Source organism: Herbidospora yilanensis, assembly GCF_001570565.1.
GTDB lineage: Bacteria > Actinomycetota > Actinomycetes > Streptosporangiales > Streptosporangiaceae > Herbidospora > Herbidospora yilanensis.
In genome coordinates this window covers 188,894-206,445 of record NZ_BBXE01000019.1, presented here as the reverse complement: position 1 = coordinate 206,445, position 17,552 = coordinate 188,894, and the positions used below count along the sequence as shown (strand labels likewise).

Sequence of the window (17,552 nt, the reverse complement as noted above, 5' to 3'; positions counted from 1 at the left end):
GATCAGCTCACCGCGAACCGGGTTCATGATCGGAAATTTTCGCCGGAAACGACTCGTCGCGGCCGGCGGAGGGTTCCGCGACCGCGACGAGGGACGTGGGCGAGGTGGGCGTTGGCCCCTTTACTCGCCACCCTTCTGCACATAGGACCGGACGAACTCCTCGGCGTTCTCCTCGAGGACCTCGTCGATCTCGTCGAGGATGGAGTCGACGTCGTCGCTGAGCTTCTCGTGGCGCTCCTGGACGTCGCTTCCCGACTGCTCCTCGACCTGCTCGGTCTCGGTCTCCTGCCGGCCCGTCTGCTTCTGACCGCCGGTGTCCCTGCTCGCCATCGGTGATACCTCCACTCGGGGGACGTGTCTGCTTCATATCTTCCCCGAACCGACCGACAACTCGCCTGAATCGCCATGCGATCTTCAAACGGGTTGACCAGATAGTCTCGCTATCCAATAATCATCAGACAGTGCGACTATCCAATCAGATCGGGGTGCGCTCTAATGTCTCCCTCCACCCTTACCACCGCCGGGATCCTGCTGATCACCGTGCCCGGCGTCGCCTTCGGTGGGGCCAGTCTGCTCGCTCACATACTCGGACGTATACCCGGATATCTGGACAATCCAGTCAGACGGGGACTGTGGCGTGCCGGACACGCCCACGCCGGCGTGCTCGTGCTCTTCTCGCTCGTGGCGCTGATCTATCTCGACCAGGCCGGCCTCTCCCCCGGATTACGGTCCCTCGCGCAGTGGCTCATCGTGGCCGCGCCGGTGCTGATGCCGCTGGGGTTCTTCCTGTCGGTCGTACGGCCGAAGGACACCCGCCCCAACCGCCTGATCTGGCTCACCGGGCTGGGCGGGGCGTCGCTGGCGGCGGGTACGATCATCCTGGGAATCGGGTTGCTCTAGATCTCCCGGATACGGAGCGAAACCGCCTTCGGACCACGAGAATATTGAGCGCATGGGGAGCTCGGATTCGGGTCAGACAGGTGGTTGGTTCAGATCGGTAAGCACACGGCGCAGGCTCACCATGGGAGCTCCACGTCGGGCACGCCCGGTCCTCCGGTGAGACCCGAACGCGCGAAGCAGAAACTGCTGGGGGCCCGTTACCAGCTCACCATCCCGATCCGCCGTGACGGCTCGGGCATCATGTGGCAGGCCCACGACCTGCTGCTGAAGCGCGACGTCGCGATCAAGGAAGTCCAGCCGCCCTACCGCACCGACCGGCCCGACATGGAGCTGGCCCGGCGCAAGGCGCTCAACGAGGCCCGCTCCGCGGCCCGGCTCAGCCACCCGGCCATCATCACGGTCCACGACCTGCTGGAGGAGAACGGCCGCCTCTACATCGTGACCGAATTCCTCGAAGGGCTGACCCTCCAGCAGACCATCGAGCACCTGGGCTCGCTGCCGGTCCACTGGTCGGCGTGGATCGGCTACCAGCTCCTGGCGGGCGTGCGGCACGCCCACGACGCCGGGGTCGTCCACGGCGACATCAAACCGGCCAACGTGCTGCTGACCGGCGACCGGGTGGTGCTGACCGACTTCGGCATCGCGGCCCTCGAACACGAGGCGACGGCCCCGACGACCGTCCCGGTCACCCGCACGGTCGACTTCATCGCGCCCGAGCGGATGAGCGGCGGCCCGGCCACCCCGGCGGCCGACCTGTGGTCGCTGGGCGCGACGATCTACACCGCCGTCGAGGGGCGGCCGCCCTTCCTCGGCACGGCCATGTCGGTGCTCGGCCTGGCCACCACCCGCGACCCCGATCCGCCCTCGAAGGCGGGGGCGCTCGTGCCCGTGCTCAACGGGCTGCTGCGCCGGCGGGCCCGCGACCGGCTGCCCGGCAGGGAGGTGTCGTTGCTGCTGGCGGGCCTGTTACACCGTGAGGGCATCGCGGCGGCGACGCCGGGGCGGCGGGCCGACTACCTGCCGCCCGACGCCTTTACGATGTAGATTCCAGGTCGCCCTCGGTGTCCAGGAACACCTGCCGCAGGGCCGCCATGATCTCGGGGTCGGGCTCGGCCCACATGCCGCGTCCGGCCGCCTCCAGCAGCCGCTCGGCGATGCCGTGCAGGGCCCAGGGGTTCGACTCGCCGAGGAACTTGCGGTTCTCCTCGTCCAGGACGTAGGTGGCGGCGATCTTGTCGTACATCCAGTCGGCGACCACGCCCGTGGTGGCGTCGTAGCCGAACAGGTAGTCGACGGTGGCGGCCAGTTCGAAGGCGCCCTTGTAGCCGTGGCGGCGCATGGCGGCCAGCCAGCGCGGATTGACCACCCGGGCGCGGAAGACGCGGCTGGTCTCCTCGGTGAGGCTGCGGGTGCGGACCGCGTCGGGCCGGGTCGAGTCGCCGATGTAGGCCTTCGGGTCGCGTCCGGTGAGGGCGCGGACGGTGGCGATCATGCCGCCGTGGTACTGGAAGTAGTCGTCGGAGTCGGCGATGTCGTGCTCGCGGGTGTCGACGTTCTTCGCCGCGACGTTGATCCTCCGGTACGCCGCCTCCATCGCCTCCCGCGCCGGCACGCCGTCCACGCCCCGGCCGTAGGCGAAGCCGCCCCACACGGCGTAGACCTCGGCGAGGTCGCGGTCGTCGCGCCAGGTGCGGCTGTCGATCAGCGGGAGCAGACCGGCGCCGTAGGCACCGGGGGCCGAGCCGAAGACGCGCAGCGTCGACCCGTCGGCCCTGACGTGGTCGCGGACGTAGTTGTCCGCCTCGTCGAGGTCGGCCACGAGCCGGACCGCGTCGTCCATGAGCGCCACCACGTGGGGGAAGGCGTCGCGGAAGAAGCCGCTGATGCGGACGGTGACGTCGACCCTCGGGCGGCCCAGTTCGGCGGCGGGCACGATCTCCAGGCCGGTGACGCGGCGGGAGGCGTCGTCCCAGACCGGGCGCACGCCCAGCAGGGCGAGCACCTCGGCGACGTCGTCACCCGAGGTGCGCATGGCGCTGGTGCCCCAGATCGACAGGCCGACCGAGCGGGGCCACTCCCCCGTGTCGGCCCGGTAGCGCTCGACGAGCGATTCGGCCATCGCCTGGCCGGTCTCCCAGGCCAGGCGGCTGGGCACCGCCTTGGGGTCGACGGAGTAGAAGTTGCGGCCGGTCGGCAGCACGTTGACCAGGCCGCGCAGCGGCGAACCGCTGGGACCGGCGGGGACGTAGCCGCCCTCCAGGGCGTGCAGGACGTTGGTGATCTCGTCGGCGGTGCCGTTCAGGCGGGGCACGATCTCGGTCGCGGCGAACCGCAGGATGTCGCCGACCGCGCCGTCGGCGGTCACGGCGGCGGGGTCCCAGCCGGCCGCCTCCATCGCGGCGACCAGCTCGCGGGCCCTCGCCTCGGCCTCGTCGACGTCGGGCCGGGCGGCGGCGTTCTCGGTCAGGCCCAGGGCCTCGCGCAGGCCGGGGAGCGCCTGGTCGCCGGCCCACATCTGGCGGGCGCGCAGGATCGCCAGCACCAGGTCGACCCGCGCCTCGCCCTCGGGGACCTGGCCGAGGACGTGCAGGCCGTCGCGGATCTGGACGTCCTTGACCTCGCACAACCAGCCGTCGACGTGCAGCAGGAAGTCGTCGAACTCGGCGTCGTGGGGGCGGTCGTCGAGGCCGAGGTCGTGGTCGAGGCGGGCGGCCTGGATGAGCGTCCAGATCTGGGCCCGGATCGCCGGGAGCTTGGCCGGGTCCATGGCGGCGATGGAGGCGTGCTCGTCGAGGAGCTGCTCCAGGCGGGCCATGTCGCCGTAGGTGTCGGCGCGGGCCATCGGCGGCACCAGGTGGTCGACCAGGGTGGCGTGGGCGCGGCGTTTGGCCTGGGTGCCCTCGCCCGGGTCGTTCACGAGGAATGGGTAGACCAGCGGCAGGTCGCCCAGGGCGGCGTCGGGGCCGCACGCGGCCGACAGGCCGGCCGACTTGCCGGGGAGCCATTCGAGGTTGCCGTGTTTGCCGACGTGCACGACGGCGTCGTACCGGGAGGAGAGCCAGTGGTAGGCGGCCAGGAAGTGGTGGCTCGGCGGCAGGTCGGGGTCGTGGTAGATGGCGATGGGGTTCTCGCCGAAACCGCGCGGCGGCTGGACCATGACGACGAGGTTGCCGTCCTGGAGGGCGGCCAGGACGATGTCGTCGCCGTCGACGAACAGCTCTCCCGGGGGCGGCCCCCAATGGCGTTCCATCGCCTCGCGGAGGCCGGCCGGGAGGCCGTCGAAGTGGGCCCGGTAGTCGTCCTTGTGGATGCGGACCGGGTTGCCGGCGAGTTGCTCGTCGGTGAGCCAGTCGGGGTCCTGGCCCCCGGCGGCGATCAGGGCGTGGATGAGGGCGTCGCCGTTTTGGGCGGCCACGCCGGGGAGGTCGCCGACGGCGTATCCGGCCTCGCCCATGGCCTTCAGCAGCCGGACGACGCTGCGGGGGGTGTCGAGGCCGACGGCGTTGCCGATGCGGGAGTGCTTGGTCGGGTAGGCCGACAACATGATCGCCACGCGGCGCTCGCCGGCGGGGATGTGGCGCAGGCGGGCGTGCCGGACCGCCACCCCGGCCACCCGCGCGGCGCGCTCGGGGTCGGCGGCATAGACGGTGAGCCCGTCGGGGTCGATCTCCTTGAACGAGAACGGGACGGTGATGATCCGGCCGTCGAACTCGGGGATGGCGATCTGCGAGGCGGCGTCGAGCGGGGAGAGCCCGTCGTCGGCGGCTTCCCAGGTGGCCCGGTCGGTGGTGAGGCAGAGGCCCTGGAGGATCGGGATGTCGAGGTCGGCGAGGGCGCCGACGTCCCAGGCCTCGTCCTCGCCGCCCGCCTGCGCGGCGGCGGGCCGGGTGCCCCCGGCGGCCAGGACCGTGACGATCAGGGCGTCGCACTGCCGCAGCGTGTCGACCAGGCCGGGCTCGGCGGTGCGCAGCGAGGCGCAGTAGACGGGGAGCGGGCGGCCGCCTTTGTCCACGATGGCTTCGGACAAGGTCTGGATGAAAGCGGTATTGCCGGCGACGTGGTGGGCGCGGTAGTAGAGGATCCCGACGACCGGCGTCGCATGTCCCGAAATTTCCGGACTGCGCGGAGCGCTGTCCGGATGCCCGGCCGGTCCCGCCTGAGGGAGGACCACCTCGCCGAGGCCCCAGGAGGGCAGCGCCGCCGGAGGGGCGAAGCCGTTGCCGGTCAGCAGCAGGGTGTCACTCAGGAAGTTGTGCAGTTCCGCCAGGTTCGACGGGCCGCCGTGGGCCAGGTAGGCGTGGGCCTCGGCGCACACCCCGCCGGGCACGGTGGACAGTTCCATCAGCTCCGCGTCGGGGGCCTGCTCACCGCCCAGCACCACGACCGGCTTCCCGCCGGCCAGCACGGCGTCGAGGCCCTCCTCGTAGGCCCGCCGGCCGCCCAGCAGGCGCACCACGACCACGTCGGCGCCGTCGAGCAACGCGGCCGGGTCGGGGGTCCGGGAAGGGTTCGCCAGGCGGTAGGGGGCGCCGCTCGCCCGGGCGCTCAGGAGGTCGGTGTCCGAGGTCGACAGCAAAACGATCATGGCGAAGCCCTCCCTCGGGGTCCGCGCCCCGGGTCGTCTGTCCAGGTGACGGCCGAGTCTCCTGGCTCCCGGATCAGGGCTCACCCCGGCCTTCCCTGTGACAGTGGCCGTAAGTGGGGTTCGCTCCCCGGTGACAGTGGCGGGACCGCGCCGGATTCACACCGGCTTCCTCGTTTGTGCCGTCGCCCGATGAGACTACGGGACTCCCCCGGCTTGCAAGACCCACGGCGGGCTTTACCATCCTCGACGTGGCCATTACCGGACATTCCTCGCGCGATGCCTGCCCCGGCGCGCTGCAGGTCCACCCCGCCGCCGACGGGCCGCTGGCCCGGGTCCGGCTGCCCGGGGGCGACCTGACGGGGGCCCAGCTCGGCGTGCTCGCCGCCTCGGGAGGAGGCGTGCTGGAACTGACCTCGCGGGCGAACATCCAGGTCAGAGGCGTGCACGACCCGGCGGCGTTCGCCGCGGCGGTCGCGGCGGCGGGGCTGCTGCCCGCGCCGTCGCACGAGCGGGTGCGCAACATCGTGGCCTCGCCGCTGAACGGTTCGGCCGCGTTCCGCGGGCTGGTCCGGGCACTCGACGAGGCGATCTGCGCGACGCCCGAACTGGCCGGGTTGTCCGGGCGGTTCCTGTTCGCGGTCGACGACGGCTCGGGCGACGTGGCGGGGCTGGGCGCCGACGTGGTGCTGATGTCCCGCGGCGACCGCTTCGCCGTCGTCGCGGGAAAGACCGATCTTCGGTTACGGCTCCCGCCCGCCCGGGCCGTCCACCAAGCGGTCGAAGTGGCACAGACCTTCCTGCGGGTCTCCGACGGCGCCTGGCGCATCCCCGAAGGCACGTTCCCCGGCGTCCCGGCGGCGCTGCCCAAGCCCCGGACCAGCGGGTATGTCGGCGACTTCGGCGACACGACCGGCGCGCTGGTCCCCCTCGGGCGGCTGACCGCGCGGCAGGCGGCGGTCCTGGCCGAGGCCGAACGGCTGCGGATCACCCCGTGGCGCACCGTCCTGGTCCCGAAGGGCACGCGGCTGCCCGAGGGGCTGGTCACCGACCCCCGCGACCCGTGGCTCCACGTCACCGCCTGCACCGGGAGGCCGGGCTGCGCCAAGTCGCTGACCGACGTCCAGCACGACGCGAAGCCCATCGGCGTCCCCGTCCACTGGTCCGGCTGCGCGCGACGGTGCGGCCGGCCCCGGGGCGAGGTCGTGGACCTGATCGCCACCCCTTCCGGCTACCAGCGGAGTGAACCGTGACCTACATCAAGGACGGGGCGGAGATCTACCGCCGGTCCTTCGCCACCATCCGCGCCGAGGCCGACCTGTCGGCCCTCCCGCCCGACGTGGCGCGGGTCGCGGTCCGCATGATCCACTCCTGCGGCATGGTCGACCTGCCGGGCGACCTGGCCTGGTCGAGCGGGGTCGTCGCGGCGGCGCGCAGGGCGCTGGAGACGGGCGCGCCCATCCTCTGCGACGCCAACATGGTCGCGGCGGGGGTGACCCGCAGGCGGTTGCCGGCCGCGAACGAGGTGATCTGCACCCTCGCCGACCCGCGGGTGCCCGCCCTGGCGGCGGACCTGGGCACCACCCGCAGCGCGGCGGCGCTGGAGTTGTGGCGCGACCGTCTCGGCGGCGCGGTGGTCGCGGTCGGCAACGCCCCGACCGCCCTGTTCCGCCTGCTGGAGATGGTGGCGGACGGGGCGCCCGCCCCGGCGGCGGTGGTCGGCATCCCCGTGGGCTTCATCGGCGCGGCCGAGTCGAAGGACGCCCTGGCGGCGTCCGGCCTGGAGTTTCTGGTGGTACGCGGCCGCCGAGGCGGCAGCGCGATGACGGCGGCGGCCCTGAACGCCATCGCCAGTGACGAGGAATGATGACCGGAACGCTCTATGGCGTGGGCCTCGGCCCCGGCGACCCCGAACTGGTGACCGTGAAGGCGGCCCGGCTGCTCGGCGAGGCGGGGGTGATCGCCTACCACAGCGCCCGGCACGGCCGCAGCATCGCCCGCTCGGTCGCCGCCCCCTACCTGCGCGAGGGCCAGATCGAGGAGGCCCTGGTCTACCCCGTGACGACGGAGACGACCGACCACCCGGGCGGCTACCAGGGCGCCCTCGACGAGTTCTACGCCGCCTGCGCCGCCCGCCTGGCCGCCCACCTCGACGCGGGCCGCGACGTGGTGGTGCTGTGCGAGGGCGACCCGCTCTTCTACGGCTCCTACATGCACCTGCACAAGCGCCTGGCGGGCCGCTACCCGACCGAGGTCGTCCCGGGCGTGACCTCGATCAGCGGCGCGGCGGCGGCGCTGGGCCGCCCCCTGGTCGAGCGCGACGAGACGCTGACGGTGCTGCCCGGCACCCTCCCGGCCGAGGAACTGGCGGCCCGCATCGGCGCGGGCCCGGTCGCGATCATGAAGCTGGGCCGCACGTTCACCAAGGTCCGCGCCGCCCTGGAGGAGGCGGGCCGCCTCGACGAGGCCTGGTACGTCGAACGCGCCACCACCGGCGCCCAGCGTCTCGCGCCGCTGCGCGACGTCGACCCGGACTCGGTGCCCTACTTCTCCCTCGCCCTGCTGCCCTCCCCGGTCGGCGCGCCGCTCCCGCTGCCGGAGCAGCCGCGCCACGAGGGCCCCGGCGAGGTGGCCGTCGTCGGCCTCGGCCCCGCCGGACGCCCCTGGCTGACCCCCGAGGCCCAGGACGCCCTGGCCACCGCCGACGAGCTCGTCGGCTACGGCCCCTACCTCGACCGCGTCCCGCCGAACCCGCGCCAGAAGCGGCACGCCACCGACAACCGGGTCGAGGCCGAACGGGCCGAGCACGCCCTCTCCCTGGCCCTGGCCGGAGCGCGGGTCGCGGTGGTGTCGTCGGGCGACCCGGGCGTGTTCGCGATGGCGTCGGCCGTGCTGGAGGCGGCCACCCAGGAACGGTTCGCGGGCGTGCCGGTCAGAGTCGTCCCGGGGTTGACGGCCGCGCACGCGGTGGCCGCCCGGGTCGGCGCGCCGCTCGGCCACGACTATTGTGTGATCTCTCTGTCCGACCAGCTCAAGCCGTGGGAGGTGGTCGCCCGGCGGATCTCCGCCGCGGCCGCCGCCGACCTGGTCCTCGCGATCTACAATCCGGCGTCCAAGACCCGCACCTGGCAGGTCGGGGTGGCGCGCGACCTGCTGCTCGAACACCGTCCGGGGCACACGCCCGTCGTCGTCGGGCGGGCGGTGGGCACCCCTCAGGAGAGAATCGTGGTGACGACCCTCGGCGACCTCGACCCTGCGGAGGTGGACATGCGCTGCCTGCTGATCATCGGTTCCTCGACCACCCGCGTGGCCGGCGACGTGGTGTTCACCCCGCGCCGCTACCCGGCATGAAACGCGTCTTCATCCTCGGGGGCACGGCCGAGGCCCGCGAACTGGCGGCCCGGCTGCACCCCGAACACGTCGTGGTGACCTCGCTGGCGGGCCGGGTCAAGGCGCCCCGGCTGCCCGTGGGGGCGGTCGTCATCGGGGGGTTCGGCGGGTCGCTCGGGCTGGCCCGCTGGTTGTGGGAGCACCCGGTCGACGTGGTCGTCGACGCGACCCATCCGTTCGCGGCGAAGATGTCCGAGGCGGCGGCCGAGGCGGCGGGGATGACCGGGATCCCGCTGCTCGGGCTGCGGCGGCCGGGCTGGACGCAGGAGCCCGGCGACGACTGGCGGTGGGTCTCCTCGCTGGAGGAGGCGGCCCGGTCGCTGCCCGGGAAACGGGTGTTCCTGACCACCGGGCGCCGGAGCCTGCCGGTCTTCGACGGCGTCCCCGGCGTGTGGTTCCTGGCGCGGTCGGTCGATCCGCCGGACGACCCGGTGTCGATGGAGGTCGTGTTGTCGCGGGGGCCGTACACCCTCGAAGGTGAGCTGGCCCTCATGCGGGAGCACCGGATCGACAGCCTGGTGACCAAGGACAGCGGCGGCGAGCTGACCCGCGCCAAACTGCGGGCCGCCCGTGAGCTGGGCGTCGCGGTCGTGATGGTGCGCCGCCCGCCGATCCCCCCGGAGGTGCCCTACGTGGAGACGGTGGCGGAGGCGGCCGATTGGGTGCGCGCCACCGAATAGAGGTGGCTGTCGGGGAACTGCTCCGCGGTGAGGGCCCGGCCGACGATGATGACCGCCGTCCGCCTCACCCCGGCGGCCCGCACCGATTCCGAGATGTCGCCCAGCGTCCCCCTGATGACGACCTCGTCGGCGCGTGAGGCGTAGGCGACCACGGCCACCGGGCAGTCCGGCCCGTAGCTCCCGGCGAGTTCCGCCGTCACCGGCTCGATGCGCTGGACCGCCAGGTGGAGCACCATCGTCGCCCGCGACCGGCCGAGCGTGGTGAGATCCTCCCCCGGCGGCATGGGGGTGGCGCGCTCGGAGGTCCGGGTCAGGATGATCGTCTGGGCCACTCCGGGGACCGTGAGCTCGCGTCTGAGCGACGCCGCGGCGGCGGCGAAGGCCGGCACCCCCGGCACCACCTCGTAGGGCACTCCGGCCGCGTCGAGCCGCCGCATCTGCTCGGCCATGGCGCTGAAGAGCGACGGGTCGCCCGAGTGCAGGCGGGCCACGTCGAGGCCGCGCTCGTGGGCGCGGGTCATCTCGGCGAGGATCTGGCCGAGGTTCAGGTCGGCGGTGTCCACGATCCTGGCCCCCGGGGGGCAGTGATCCAGCAGTTCGGCGGGGACGAGCGAACCGGCGTACAGGCAGACCGGAGAGGTCTCGATCACCCGCTGTCCGCGCACGGTGATGAGGTCGGCCGCGCCGGGGCCGGCGCCGACGAAGCGGATCACGTGGGGTCCTTTCTCGCTGACCAGATCGTCACGGGCATGGCGGGACGCCAGCCGGTGAACCCGCCGACCGGCGCGGCCCGGCTGACCGACAGGCGGGTGAGGTCGCCGCCGTGCGCGCGGTGCCAGGCCGCCAGGACGGCCTCCGACTCGACGGTGACGGCCGTCGCCACCAGGCGGCCGCCCGGCCCGAGCGCCCGCCAGCACGTCTCCGGGACACCCTCGGTGGTGAGGCCGCCGCCGACGAAGACGGCGTCGGGCGGGTCGAGCCCGGCGAGGGCCCGCGGGGCCGTTCCGGTGACGACCCTCAGGCCCGGTACGCCCAGCCTCGCGGCGTTCCCCGCGATGCGGGCCGCCCTGGCCGGGTCGCGTTCCACGCTCACCGCGCGGCAGGCGCGGTCGGCGCGCATCCACTCGATCGCGATGCTGCCCGCGCCGCCGCCGACGTCCCACAACAGGCCGTTCGGCCGCAGGAAGGCCAGGACCACGGCTCTGACCTCGCGTTTGGTGAGCTGGCCGTCGTGGTCGTAGGCGTCGTCGGGCAGGCCGGGGACGATCGGCAGCGGGTCGGCCGACCGGCACTCCACCGCCACCACGTTCAGCGGGTCGACGTCGTCGCGGAGGGGGCCGACCCGCTCCCCCGGCCCGCCCAGTCGTTCCAGGACGGTGATCGAGCTCTGGGCGTACCCGCCGGATTCGAGGGCGCGGGCCACGGCGGCGGGAGAGCCGCTCCCCTCGCTGAGCACGATGAAGCGGCGGCCGGGCGCGAAGACGGCGGCCAGCGGGCGGCCGACCATGCTGACGACCGTGACCGACTCGACGGGCCAGCCGAGCCGCGCGCACGCCAGCGACACCGACGACGGATGCGGGATCACCCGCACCCCGGGCACGCCCAGGCGGGCGATGGTCGCGCCGATGCCGTGGTGCATGGGGTCGCCGCTGGCCAGCACGCAGACGCGCCGGCCGCTGCCGAGCAGCTCCCGCAGGGCGGGCAGCAGCGGCGAGGGCCACGGCCGGGGTTCCCCCGGCACCTCGGGCAGCAGGGCGAGCTGGCGGGGGGACCCGGCGACGACCTCGGCCTTCATGACGGCCTCGCGAGCCGGTTCGCCCAGGCCCGCCCAGCCGTCGGCGCCGATGCCGACGACCACCACGTCAGTCACGCCGCACGTTCCCCAGCTCACGAGTGATCTTGATCTCGATGACGACCCGGAGCGGGTTGGGCTTCGGCTCGCGGTACCGGGCCGTGTAGAGCCGCACGGCCAGCGCGACCGCCTCGGGGTCGTCGTTGACGGTCGCCACGCCCTCCAGGGTCGACCAGCGTGCTCCGTCGACCTGGCAGACCGCCACGCGGTTCCCGCCGTCGCGGACGTTGCGCACCTTCTGCGAGGTCGAATAGGTGATGACCCGGGCGATGTCGCCGTCGAGCGTCACCCCGACGGGCACCACGTGGGGTGTGCCGTCGGCCCGCAGGGTCGTGAGCGTGCACAGGTGCCGCTCGGTCCAGAACTCCTCGAAGCTCATCCGCACTCCTTGACGAAACGGGTCGCTGCCTCCGGCGTGCCCGCCCAGTGAAGGTGCAGGTAGGACGCCAGAATCCGCCCGGCAGCGTACCCGTCGGCGCCGCCGCGCCAGCGGTAGACCCGCTCACCGGGGAGATCGGTGACGGTCCGGTGGAACTCGTGCCCCCGCACGCGCTCCCCGGTCCGGCCGATGACGGTGTCGCGGGTGACGACGGCGTCGCGGTAGCCGAGGGTGAGCCGGGGCGACATCCGCGACGTGGCGTCGACGCGGCCGACCATGGGATGACCGTCGAGTTCCCTGGTCAGGTAGAGCAGGCCGCCGCACTCGGCCAGGATCGGCCCCTCGAACGCGGCGATCTCCCGCTTGAGCGGCTCGTTGGCGGCGAGGTCGTGGACGTGCATCTCGGGGAAGCCGCCCGGGAGGATCAGGCCTCTCGTGCCGTCGGGGAGGCGTTCGTCGCGGAGCGGGTCGAAGGGGACGACCTCGGCGCCCGCGGCTTCGAGGAGCTCCGTCTGCTCGGCGTAGCCGAAGGTGAACGCGGGCCCACCCGCGACGGCGACCTTCGTCGTGCGGTGCCCCAGACGGTGCCCCAGACGGTGCTCGCCGGTCTTCGTGGCGTTCTGGGCGGCAGCCGCTTCGGGGCTCCACGGTTCTCCGGTCAGGGCGGGGGCGGTGTGGGCCAGCCGGACCAGCGCCTTCAGGTCGCAGCCCGCCGCGATCAGGTCGCCCAGGCGGGCCACCGCCTCCAGCGCCTCGCGGCGGCGTTCGGCCACCGGGATCAGGCCGAGGTGGCGCGACGGGGTCTCGATGCCCGGCGTGCGCCGCACGACGCCGAGGACCGGCACCCCGCTGTGGTCGAGCGCGGCCCGGCACACCTCCTCGTGACGGTCGGAGCCCACCCGGTTGAGGATCACGCCGCCGATCCGCACCCGCGTGTCGAACCCGGCGAAGCCGTGCACCAGCGCGGCGACCGACTGCCCCTGCCCGGTGGCGTCGACGACCAGGACCACCGGGGCGTCGATCAGCCGCGCCACGTGGGCGGTGGAGGCGTAGCCGTCCGGCAGGCCGTCGAACAGGCCCATGACGCCTTCGACGATCGCGATGTCGGCGTCGCGCGCGCCGTGGCGGAAGAGCGGCGCGACCAGCTCCTCGCCGGTCAGGAACGGGTCGAGGTTGCGGCCGGGCCGCCCGGTCGCCAGGGCGTGGTAGCCGGGGTCGATGTAGTCGGGACCCGCCTTGTGCGGCGAGACGGTCAGCCCGGCGTCGACCAGGGCGGCCATGAGGCCGGTCGCGATCGTCGTCTTGCCCGCGCCCGACGACGGCGCCGCGACGACCAGCCGGGCTACCATTCGATGCCCCTCTGCCCCTTCTGCCCGGCGTCCATCGGGTGGCGCACCTTGGTCATCTCGGTGACGAGGTCGGCGAAGGCGACCAGGTCGGGGTGGGCGTCCCGGCCGGTGATGACGACGTGCTGCGACCCCGGCCGGTCGCGCAGGGTCTCGATGACGTCGCCGACGGGGATCCACCCCCATTTGATCGGGTACGTGAACTCGTCGAGGACCAGCAGCCGGTACGTCTCGGCGGCGAGATCCCGCTTGATCTGCGCCCAGCCCTCACGGGCGTTGGCGGCGTGGTCGTCGCCCGGCTTGCGGATCCACGACCAGCCGTCACCCATCTTGTGCCAGGCGACCGGCGGCCCGATCTCGCCGAGCGCCTTCAACGCGGCCTCCTCGCCCACCCGCCACTTGGCGGACTTGACGAACTGGAAGACCCCGATCGGCCACCCCTGGTTCCAGGCGCGCAGCGCCAGGCCGAAGGCGGCCGTCGACTTCCCCTTGCCGGGCCCGGTGTGCACGACGACCAGCGGCCGGGTCCGGCGCTGGCGGGTGGTGAGCCCGTCGTCCGGGACGTTCTCCGGCTGACCCTGCGGCATCTCACGCGGCTTTCATGACGTGGGCGACATCGCACAGGTCCACGACCGGCGCCGTCAACCGGACCGCCAGCCGGGCGGCCAGCCCCAGGCGGACCGGCCCCGACTCGCAGTCGACGACGACGCAGGCGGTGTCCTTGAGGAGGGCGGCGGCACGGTCGGCGTCGCCCGAGGTGGCCCGGCCGTCGGTGACGACGACCACGAGCGGCCGCCGCGCCGGGTCCCTGAGCCGTTCCACCGCCAGCACCTCGGCGGCCTTGACGAGACCGGCGGCGACGGGGGTGCGTCCGCCCGTCCTGAGCAGGCGCATCCGGGCCGCGCCCGCCTCCACCGAGGACGTGGGCGGGAGCACCAGTTCGGCGGAGTCGCCCCGGAAGGTGATCAGGCCGATCTTGTCGCGGCGCTGGTAGGCGTCCAGCAGCAGGCTCAGCACGGCGGTCTTGACCTCGCCCATGCGCTTGCGGGCGCCCATGGAGCCGCTGGCGTCGACGACGAACAGGACGAGGTTGCCCTCCCTGCCCTCCCTGACGGCCTCCCGCAGGTCGGCGGCCCGGACCGGGCCCCGCCGCCGGCCTCGGAGGGCGGCGGCGCGGAGGGTGGCCATGAGGTGGACCTGGGTGACCTTGGCCTTCGGGGTGCGGGAACCGACGGTGCGGCCCTTGGCGGAACGGCCCCGGGAACGACGGCCGGGGGCGCCGGCGCCGACCCCGGGGACGGAGAAGACCCGGGCCTTGTAGGGGGCGCCCGCCACTTGGAACGACTCGGCCGGACCTGGATCTGGTCGGCCTGGTTCGTCATCGCCCTGTTCAGCCCGACCTTGATCGGCTTGGCGGTGATGTGCCTGGTCTCGGTTTCGTTCCGCCTGGCTTTGATCGGCTCGGCTTTGATCGGCTTGGCCGTGATGCGCCTGGCCTCGGTCGGCTCGGTCTCGTTCCGACTGGCGTTGATCGGCCCGGTCGGGTCGGCTCGGGTCGCTCGGGTCGCTCTGGCGGTCGCCGTCGATCGTGTTGTCGTCCCGTTCACCCTGATCCGGTGGATCCGTGTCGTCGGGGTCGTCCGGGAACTGGCCGAGGAGTTCGTCCAGTTTGTTCTCGTCCAGGCCCGGCGCGTCGAAGGGGTCCCGCCGCCGGCGGTGGGGCAGGGCGAGGCGGGCCGCCTCGCGGACGTCGCGCGTGGTGACCCGGTCCCGGCCGGCCCACGCCGCGTGCGCGACCGCCGCGTGGGCGGTGACCAGGTCGGCGCGCATCCCGTCGACCTCGAACCCCGCGCACACGGTCGCGATCTGCTTGAGGGCGGCGTCGGGCAGGCGTACCGACTCCACCCGCGTGCGCGCCTCGGCGATACGCGCCGCGAGCTCCCCCTCCCGGGCGGCCCAGTCGGCGGCGAACCCGTCGGGGTCGCGTTCGCAGGCCATCCGGCGGCGGATCACCTCGGCCCGCTCCCCGGGGTCACGCGACGCGCGGACCTCGACCGTCAGCCCGAACCGGTCGAGGAGCTGCGGCCGCAACTCCCCTTCCTCGGGGTTCATCGTCCCGGCCAGCAGGAACCGCGCGGCATGCCGCACCGACACACCCTCGCGCTCGACGTAGCAGGTCCCGAGCGCGGCGGCGTCGAGCAGCAGGTCGACGAGGTGGTCGTGCAGCAGGTTGACCTCGTCGACGTAGAGCACCCCCCGATGCGCCGCGGCCAGCAGCCCCGGCTCGAAGGCCGCGACCCCGTGCGCCAGGGCCTTCTCCAGGTCGAGCGACCCGGCGAGCCGATCCTCCGACGCGCCGACGGGCAACTCGACGAGCCGCGCCCGGCGCGTCTCCCGCCCGCCGCCGTGGGGTCCGTCGGGACACTGGCCGTACGGCGCCGCCGGGTCACAGGCGAACCGGCACCCCGGCACGACGTCGACGGCCGGGAGCAGCTCGGCCAGCGCCCGCACGATCGTCGACTTCGCCGTGCCCTTCTCCCCGCGGACGAGCACCCCGCCCACCCGTGGCGACACGGCGTTCAGGATGAGCGCGAGTTTGAGGTCGTCCATCCCGACGACCGCGCTGAACGGATAGGTCACTCCCGACTTCCTTTCACTGCAACCGCAGATTCCACCGGCCGCCCACCCCGGTGAGCGACGCCCGCCCGAGCGGCGGCACGTCGAGCCGCCGGTAGTCCGCCCCCGTGGCCACGGACACGGCGGCCCGCACGACGGCCGGATGCGTGACCGCGAACACCGTCCCGCCGTCGAACCGCTCAAGCCACCCCCGCACCCTGACGACCAGATCGTTCACCGACTCGCCCCCGTGCGGCGCGGCCCCGAGATCCCCGACCCATCGGGCCAGCTCCGCGGGGTCGATATCGGCCAGCCGCCCGCCCGCCCAGCTCCCCATGTCGAGATCCCGCAACGCGGGCACGACCTCGGCCCCGGGAACCAGATCACACCGGGCCTCAGGCCCGCGCACGACGCGGGCGGCCCCGGTCGGCGCGCCGAACGAGGCGAGCCCGGCAGGCTCATCGGCCGGCGGGAACACCCCGTCCCGCTGGCTCGCGGTCAGGGCATGCGCCACAAACGTCACACGCACCGCCTTCACGAAGCGCCTCCCGGGCTGCTCGCTCGACGAACACCGCAGCCGCTAAGCCGACCGGCCCTGATGCGACCGCTTTCGCACCAGGTGGAACCGGTACGGGGCCGGCGGCCGGTCGCGTGGCCGCCGTCCCCGCGCGAGGTCAGAGCCGAACCCGCTGCCGCGCCGACACCAGGGCGAACACCGATCCGAGCACGCCCCAGAGCACGGCCTGCACGCCCAGCGACGACACCCGGAAGTTCCACAACAGCACCGCGGGGAACTCCGCCGGCACCTCCTGGATCGCCGGCAGCACCGCGTACGCGACCCCGACGATCACCAGGAACGCCGGGACGGCCGCGACCCACCCGAACCGCCGGTGGATCACCGCCCCCGCGCCGAGGGCCAGGAGCCCGATGGCGAGCATCACCAGGTAGAGGACGGTCCGCCGCCCGATGGTGTCCGGGTCGCCGACGGCAGGCGGGTTGCCCGGATACTTGAGGAACGGCACGAGCACGACGGCCAGGAACCCCCCGGCCGCCAGCGTGACGGCCAGCGCCTGCTCGTTCGCGGGCCCGAACCGGCCCTTGACGAAGGCGTAGGCGAGCGCGAACAACCCGCCGACGACGAGCCCGTAGAGGGTGGTGGCGAGGAACAGCCCGAAGGCCTGCCCACCTCGGCTGACCAGTTCGTTGGCGTGCGAGTGCCCCACGCCGGCGGCGGCCTCCTCGATCGCGATCGCCTGGTCGATGGAGGGCTCCCCGACGAGGAACCCGAAGAGTCCCGCGAGCAGCCCGGCGACGGCTCCGGCGCCGAGGCCCCGGAGGAAGAAGTCTCTGATCATCAGTGGCAGGGCACGCCGAGCAGATGACGACCGTCGTGCATGAGCTCATGCAGCAGGTCACCGGTCTGGGCGAGCACGCCGGCCGAGTCCATCGTCACCAGATAGGCGACGATCAGCAGTACGGGCACCGCCGCCGACCACGGCAGCAGCGTGCGAACGGGAATTACTGGGGAGCTGGACATCTGGCTCACGCCACGATCCTCCTCCGGGATTACGCGTCCCTGTCGTAGATCAACGTGGCGGGTGGTGACCTGACTCTCCATCGACTCTCCATCGGCGATGGATCACAGTGGCGCGACCGTACCGGACTCTCACCGGTTTCCCTCACGCCGCCACAATTCCCGGCGAACGTACCCCGATATGCCAAAACCCGTCAAGGCGGCACGATCCGACCCCTTTACTAAGTAGATCAGCATCTCGGGTGGAGCACCCGCGAAGCATCCCGCACACGG

17 protein-coding genes and 2 riboswitches are annotated in these 17,552 nt (G+C 73.2%); of the genes, 6 read left to right on the top strand and 11 right to left on the bottom strand.

The genetic code is table 11. The features are described from left to right. Positions 1-120: 120 nt before the first annotated feature. Positions 121-330 (bottom strand): ubiquitin-like protein Pup, encoded by a 210-nt coding sequence (locus AW273_RS13640; protein WP_030452398.1) that lies wholly within the window; start codon positions 328-330, stop codon positions 121-123. Positions 331-660: 330 nt separating this feature from the next. Between AW273_RS13640 and AW273_RS38595 the strand changes: the two genes are divergently transcribed. Together AW273_RS38595 and AW273_RS13630 are read left to right on the top strand one after the other, a co-directional pair. Continuing rightward, positions 661-900, top strand: coding sequence for a hypothetical protein (locus AW273_RS38595; protein ID WP_232327382.1), 240 nt, complete (start codon positions 661-663; stop codon positions 898-900). Between the two features lie 156 nt (positions 901-1,056). Next, complete coding sequence (locus AW273_RS13630) at positions 1,057-1,944, top strand: serine/threonine-protein kinase (RefSeq protein WP_063909948.1); 888 nt, start codon at positions 1,057-1,059, stop codon at positions 1,942-1,944. Here AW273_RS13630 and AW273_RS13625 read toward each other — a convergent pair. Then, a complete protein-coding gene (locus AW273_RS13625; protein WP_062348655.1) occupies positions 1,934-5,485 on the bottom strand; it encodes a cobaltochelatase subunit CobN in 3,552 nt (1,183 codons plus the stop codon). The genes AW273_RS13630 and AW273_RS13625 overlap by 11 nt on opposite strands. A 33-nt stretch (positions 5,486-5,518) precedes the next feature. After that, positions 5,519-5,684: riboswitch (cobalamin riboswitch) on the bottom strand. Positions 5,685-5,733: 49 nt separating this feature from the next. On the opposite strand from AW273_RS13625, the gene AW273_RS13620 reads away from it, so the two are divergent. Genes AW273_RS13620 through AW273_RS13605 form a run of 4 tightly spaced genes read left to right on the top strand, consistent with a single transcriptional unit; the run spans position 5,734 to position 9,552 of the window. Further along, positions 5,734-6,735, top strand: a complete 1,002-nt coding sequence (locus AW273_RS13620; RefSeq protein ID WP_232327380.1) for a ferredoxin-like domain-containing protein — start codon at positions 5,734-5,736, stop codon at positions 6,733-6,735. Further along, entirely contained in the window at positions 6,732-7,349 is a 618-nt protein-coding gene (locus tag AW273_RS13615) for a precorrin-8X methylmutase (RefSeq protein WP_062348654.1), read from the top strand. Before AW273_RS13620 ends, AW273_RS13615 begins: the two co-directional genes overlap by 4 nt. After that, positions 7,349-8,833 carry a precorrin-2 C(20)-methyltransferase gene (locus AW273_RS13610; RefSeq protein WP_062348653.1) on the top strand — a complete coding sequence of 495 codons (1,485 nt, stop codon included), beginning with the start codon at positions 7,349-7,351 and terminating at the stop codon, positions 8,831-8,833. Before AW273_RS13615 ends, AW273_RS13610 begins: the two co-directional genes overlap by 1 nt. Then, the gene (locus AW273_RS13605) at positions 8,830-9,552 is read left to right on the top strand and encodes a cobalt-precorrin-6A reductase (protein WP_062348652.1); all 723 of its coding nucleotides are present in this window, start codon (positions 8,830-8,832) and stop codon (positions 9,550-9,552) included. Before AW273_RS13610 ends, AW273_RS13605 begins: the two co-directional genes overlap by 4 nt. On the opposite strand, the gene cobM is transcribed toward AW273_RS13605, so the two are convergent. The 9 genes from cobM to AW273_RS13560 all read right to left on the bottom strand — a co-directional run bounded on the left by cobM (position 9,501) and on the right by AW273_RS13560 (position 17,282). Beyond that, a complete protein-coding gene (gene cobM / locus AW273_RS13600; RefSeq protein WP_062348651.1) occupies positions 9,501-10,265 on the bottom strand; it encodes a precorrin-4 C(11)-methyltransferase in 765 nt (254 codons plus the stop codon). The genes AW273_RS13605 and cobM overlap by 52 nt on opposite strands. Beyond that, complete coding sequence (locus tag AW273_RS13595; RefSeq protein ID WP_062348650.1) at positions 10,262-11,422, bottom strand: bifunctional cobalt-precorrin-7 (C(5))-methyltransferase/cobalt-precorrin-6B (C(15))-methyltransferase; 1,161 nt, start codon at positions 11,420-11,422, stop codon at positions 10,262-10,264. Before AW273_RS13595 ends, cobM begins: the two co-directional genes overlap by 4 nt. Beyond that, entirely contained in the window at positions 11,415-11,783 is a 369-nt protein-coding gene (locus AW273_RS13590; protein WP_062348649.1) for a PPOX class F420-dependent oxidoreductase, read from the bottom strand. Before AW273_RS13590 ends, AW273_RS13595 begins: the two co-directional genes overlap by 8 nt. After that, complete coding sequence (locus tag AW273_RS13585) at positions 11,780-13,132, bottom strand: cobyrinic acid a,c-diamide synthase CobB (protein ID WP_062348648.1); 1,353 nt, start codon at positions 13,130-13,132, stop codon at positions 11,780-11,782. The genes AW273_RS13590 and AW273_RS13585 overlap by 4 nt, the downstream gene beginning before the upstream one ends. Continuing rightward, entirely contained in the window at positions 13,126-13,716 is a 591-nt protein-coding gene (gene cobO, locus AW273_RS13580) for a cob(I)yrinic acid a,c-diamide adenosyltransferase (protein ID WP_062348647.1), read from the bottom strand. The genes AW273_RS13585 and cobO overlap by 7 nt, the downstream gene beginning before the upstream one ends. Position 13,717: 1 nt before the next feature. Beyond that, entirely contained in the window at positions 13,718-15,739 is a 2,022-nt protein-coding gene (locus tag AW273_RS13575) for a VWA domain-containing protein (protein ID WP_062348742.1), read from the bottom strand. A gap of 43 nt (positions 15,740-15,782) precedes the next feature. Continuing rightward, positions 15,783-16,268: a histidine phosphatase family protein gene (locus AW273_RS13570; protein WP_198168134.1), complete on the bottom strand. Its 486-nt coding sequence runs from the start codon at positions 16,266-16,268 to the stop codon at positions 15,783-15,785. Positions 16,269-16,419: 151 nt separating this feature from the next. After that, the gene (locus AW273_RS13565) at positions 16,420-17,100 is read right to left on the bottom strand and encodes a CbtA family protein (RefSeq protein WP_062348645.1); all 681 of its coding nucleotides are present in this window, start codon (positions 17,098-17,100) and stop codon (positions 16,420-16,422) included. Continuing rightward, positions 17,100-17,282, bottom strand: a complete 183-nt coding sequence (locus AW273_RS13560; RefSeq protein ID WP_062348741.1) for a CbtB domain-containing protein — start codon at positions 17,280-17,282, stop codon at positions 17,100-17,102. Before AW273_RS13560 ends, AW273_RS13565 begins: the two co-directional genes overlap by 1 nt. Positions 17,283-17,325: 43 nt before the next feature. After that, positions 17,326-17,469: riboswitch (cobalamin riboswitch) on the bottom strand. Positions 17,470-17,552 lie beyond the last annotated feature (83 nt).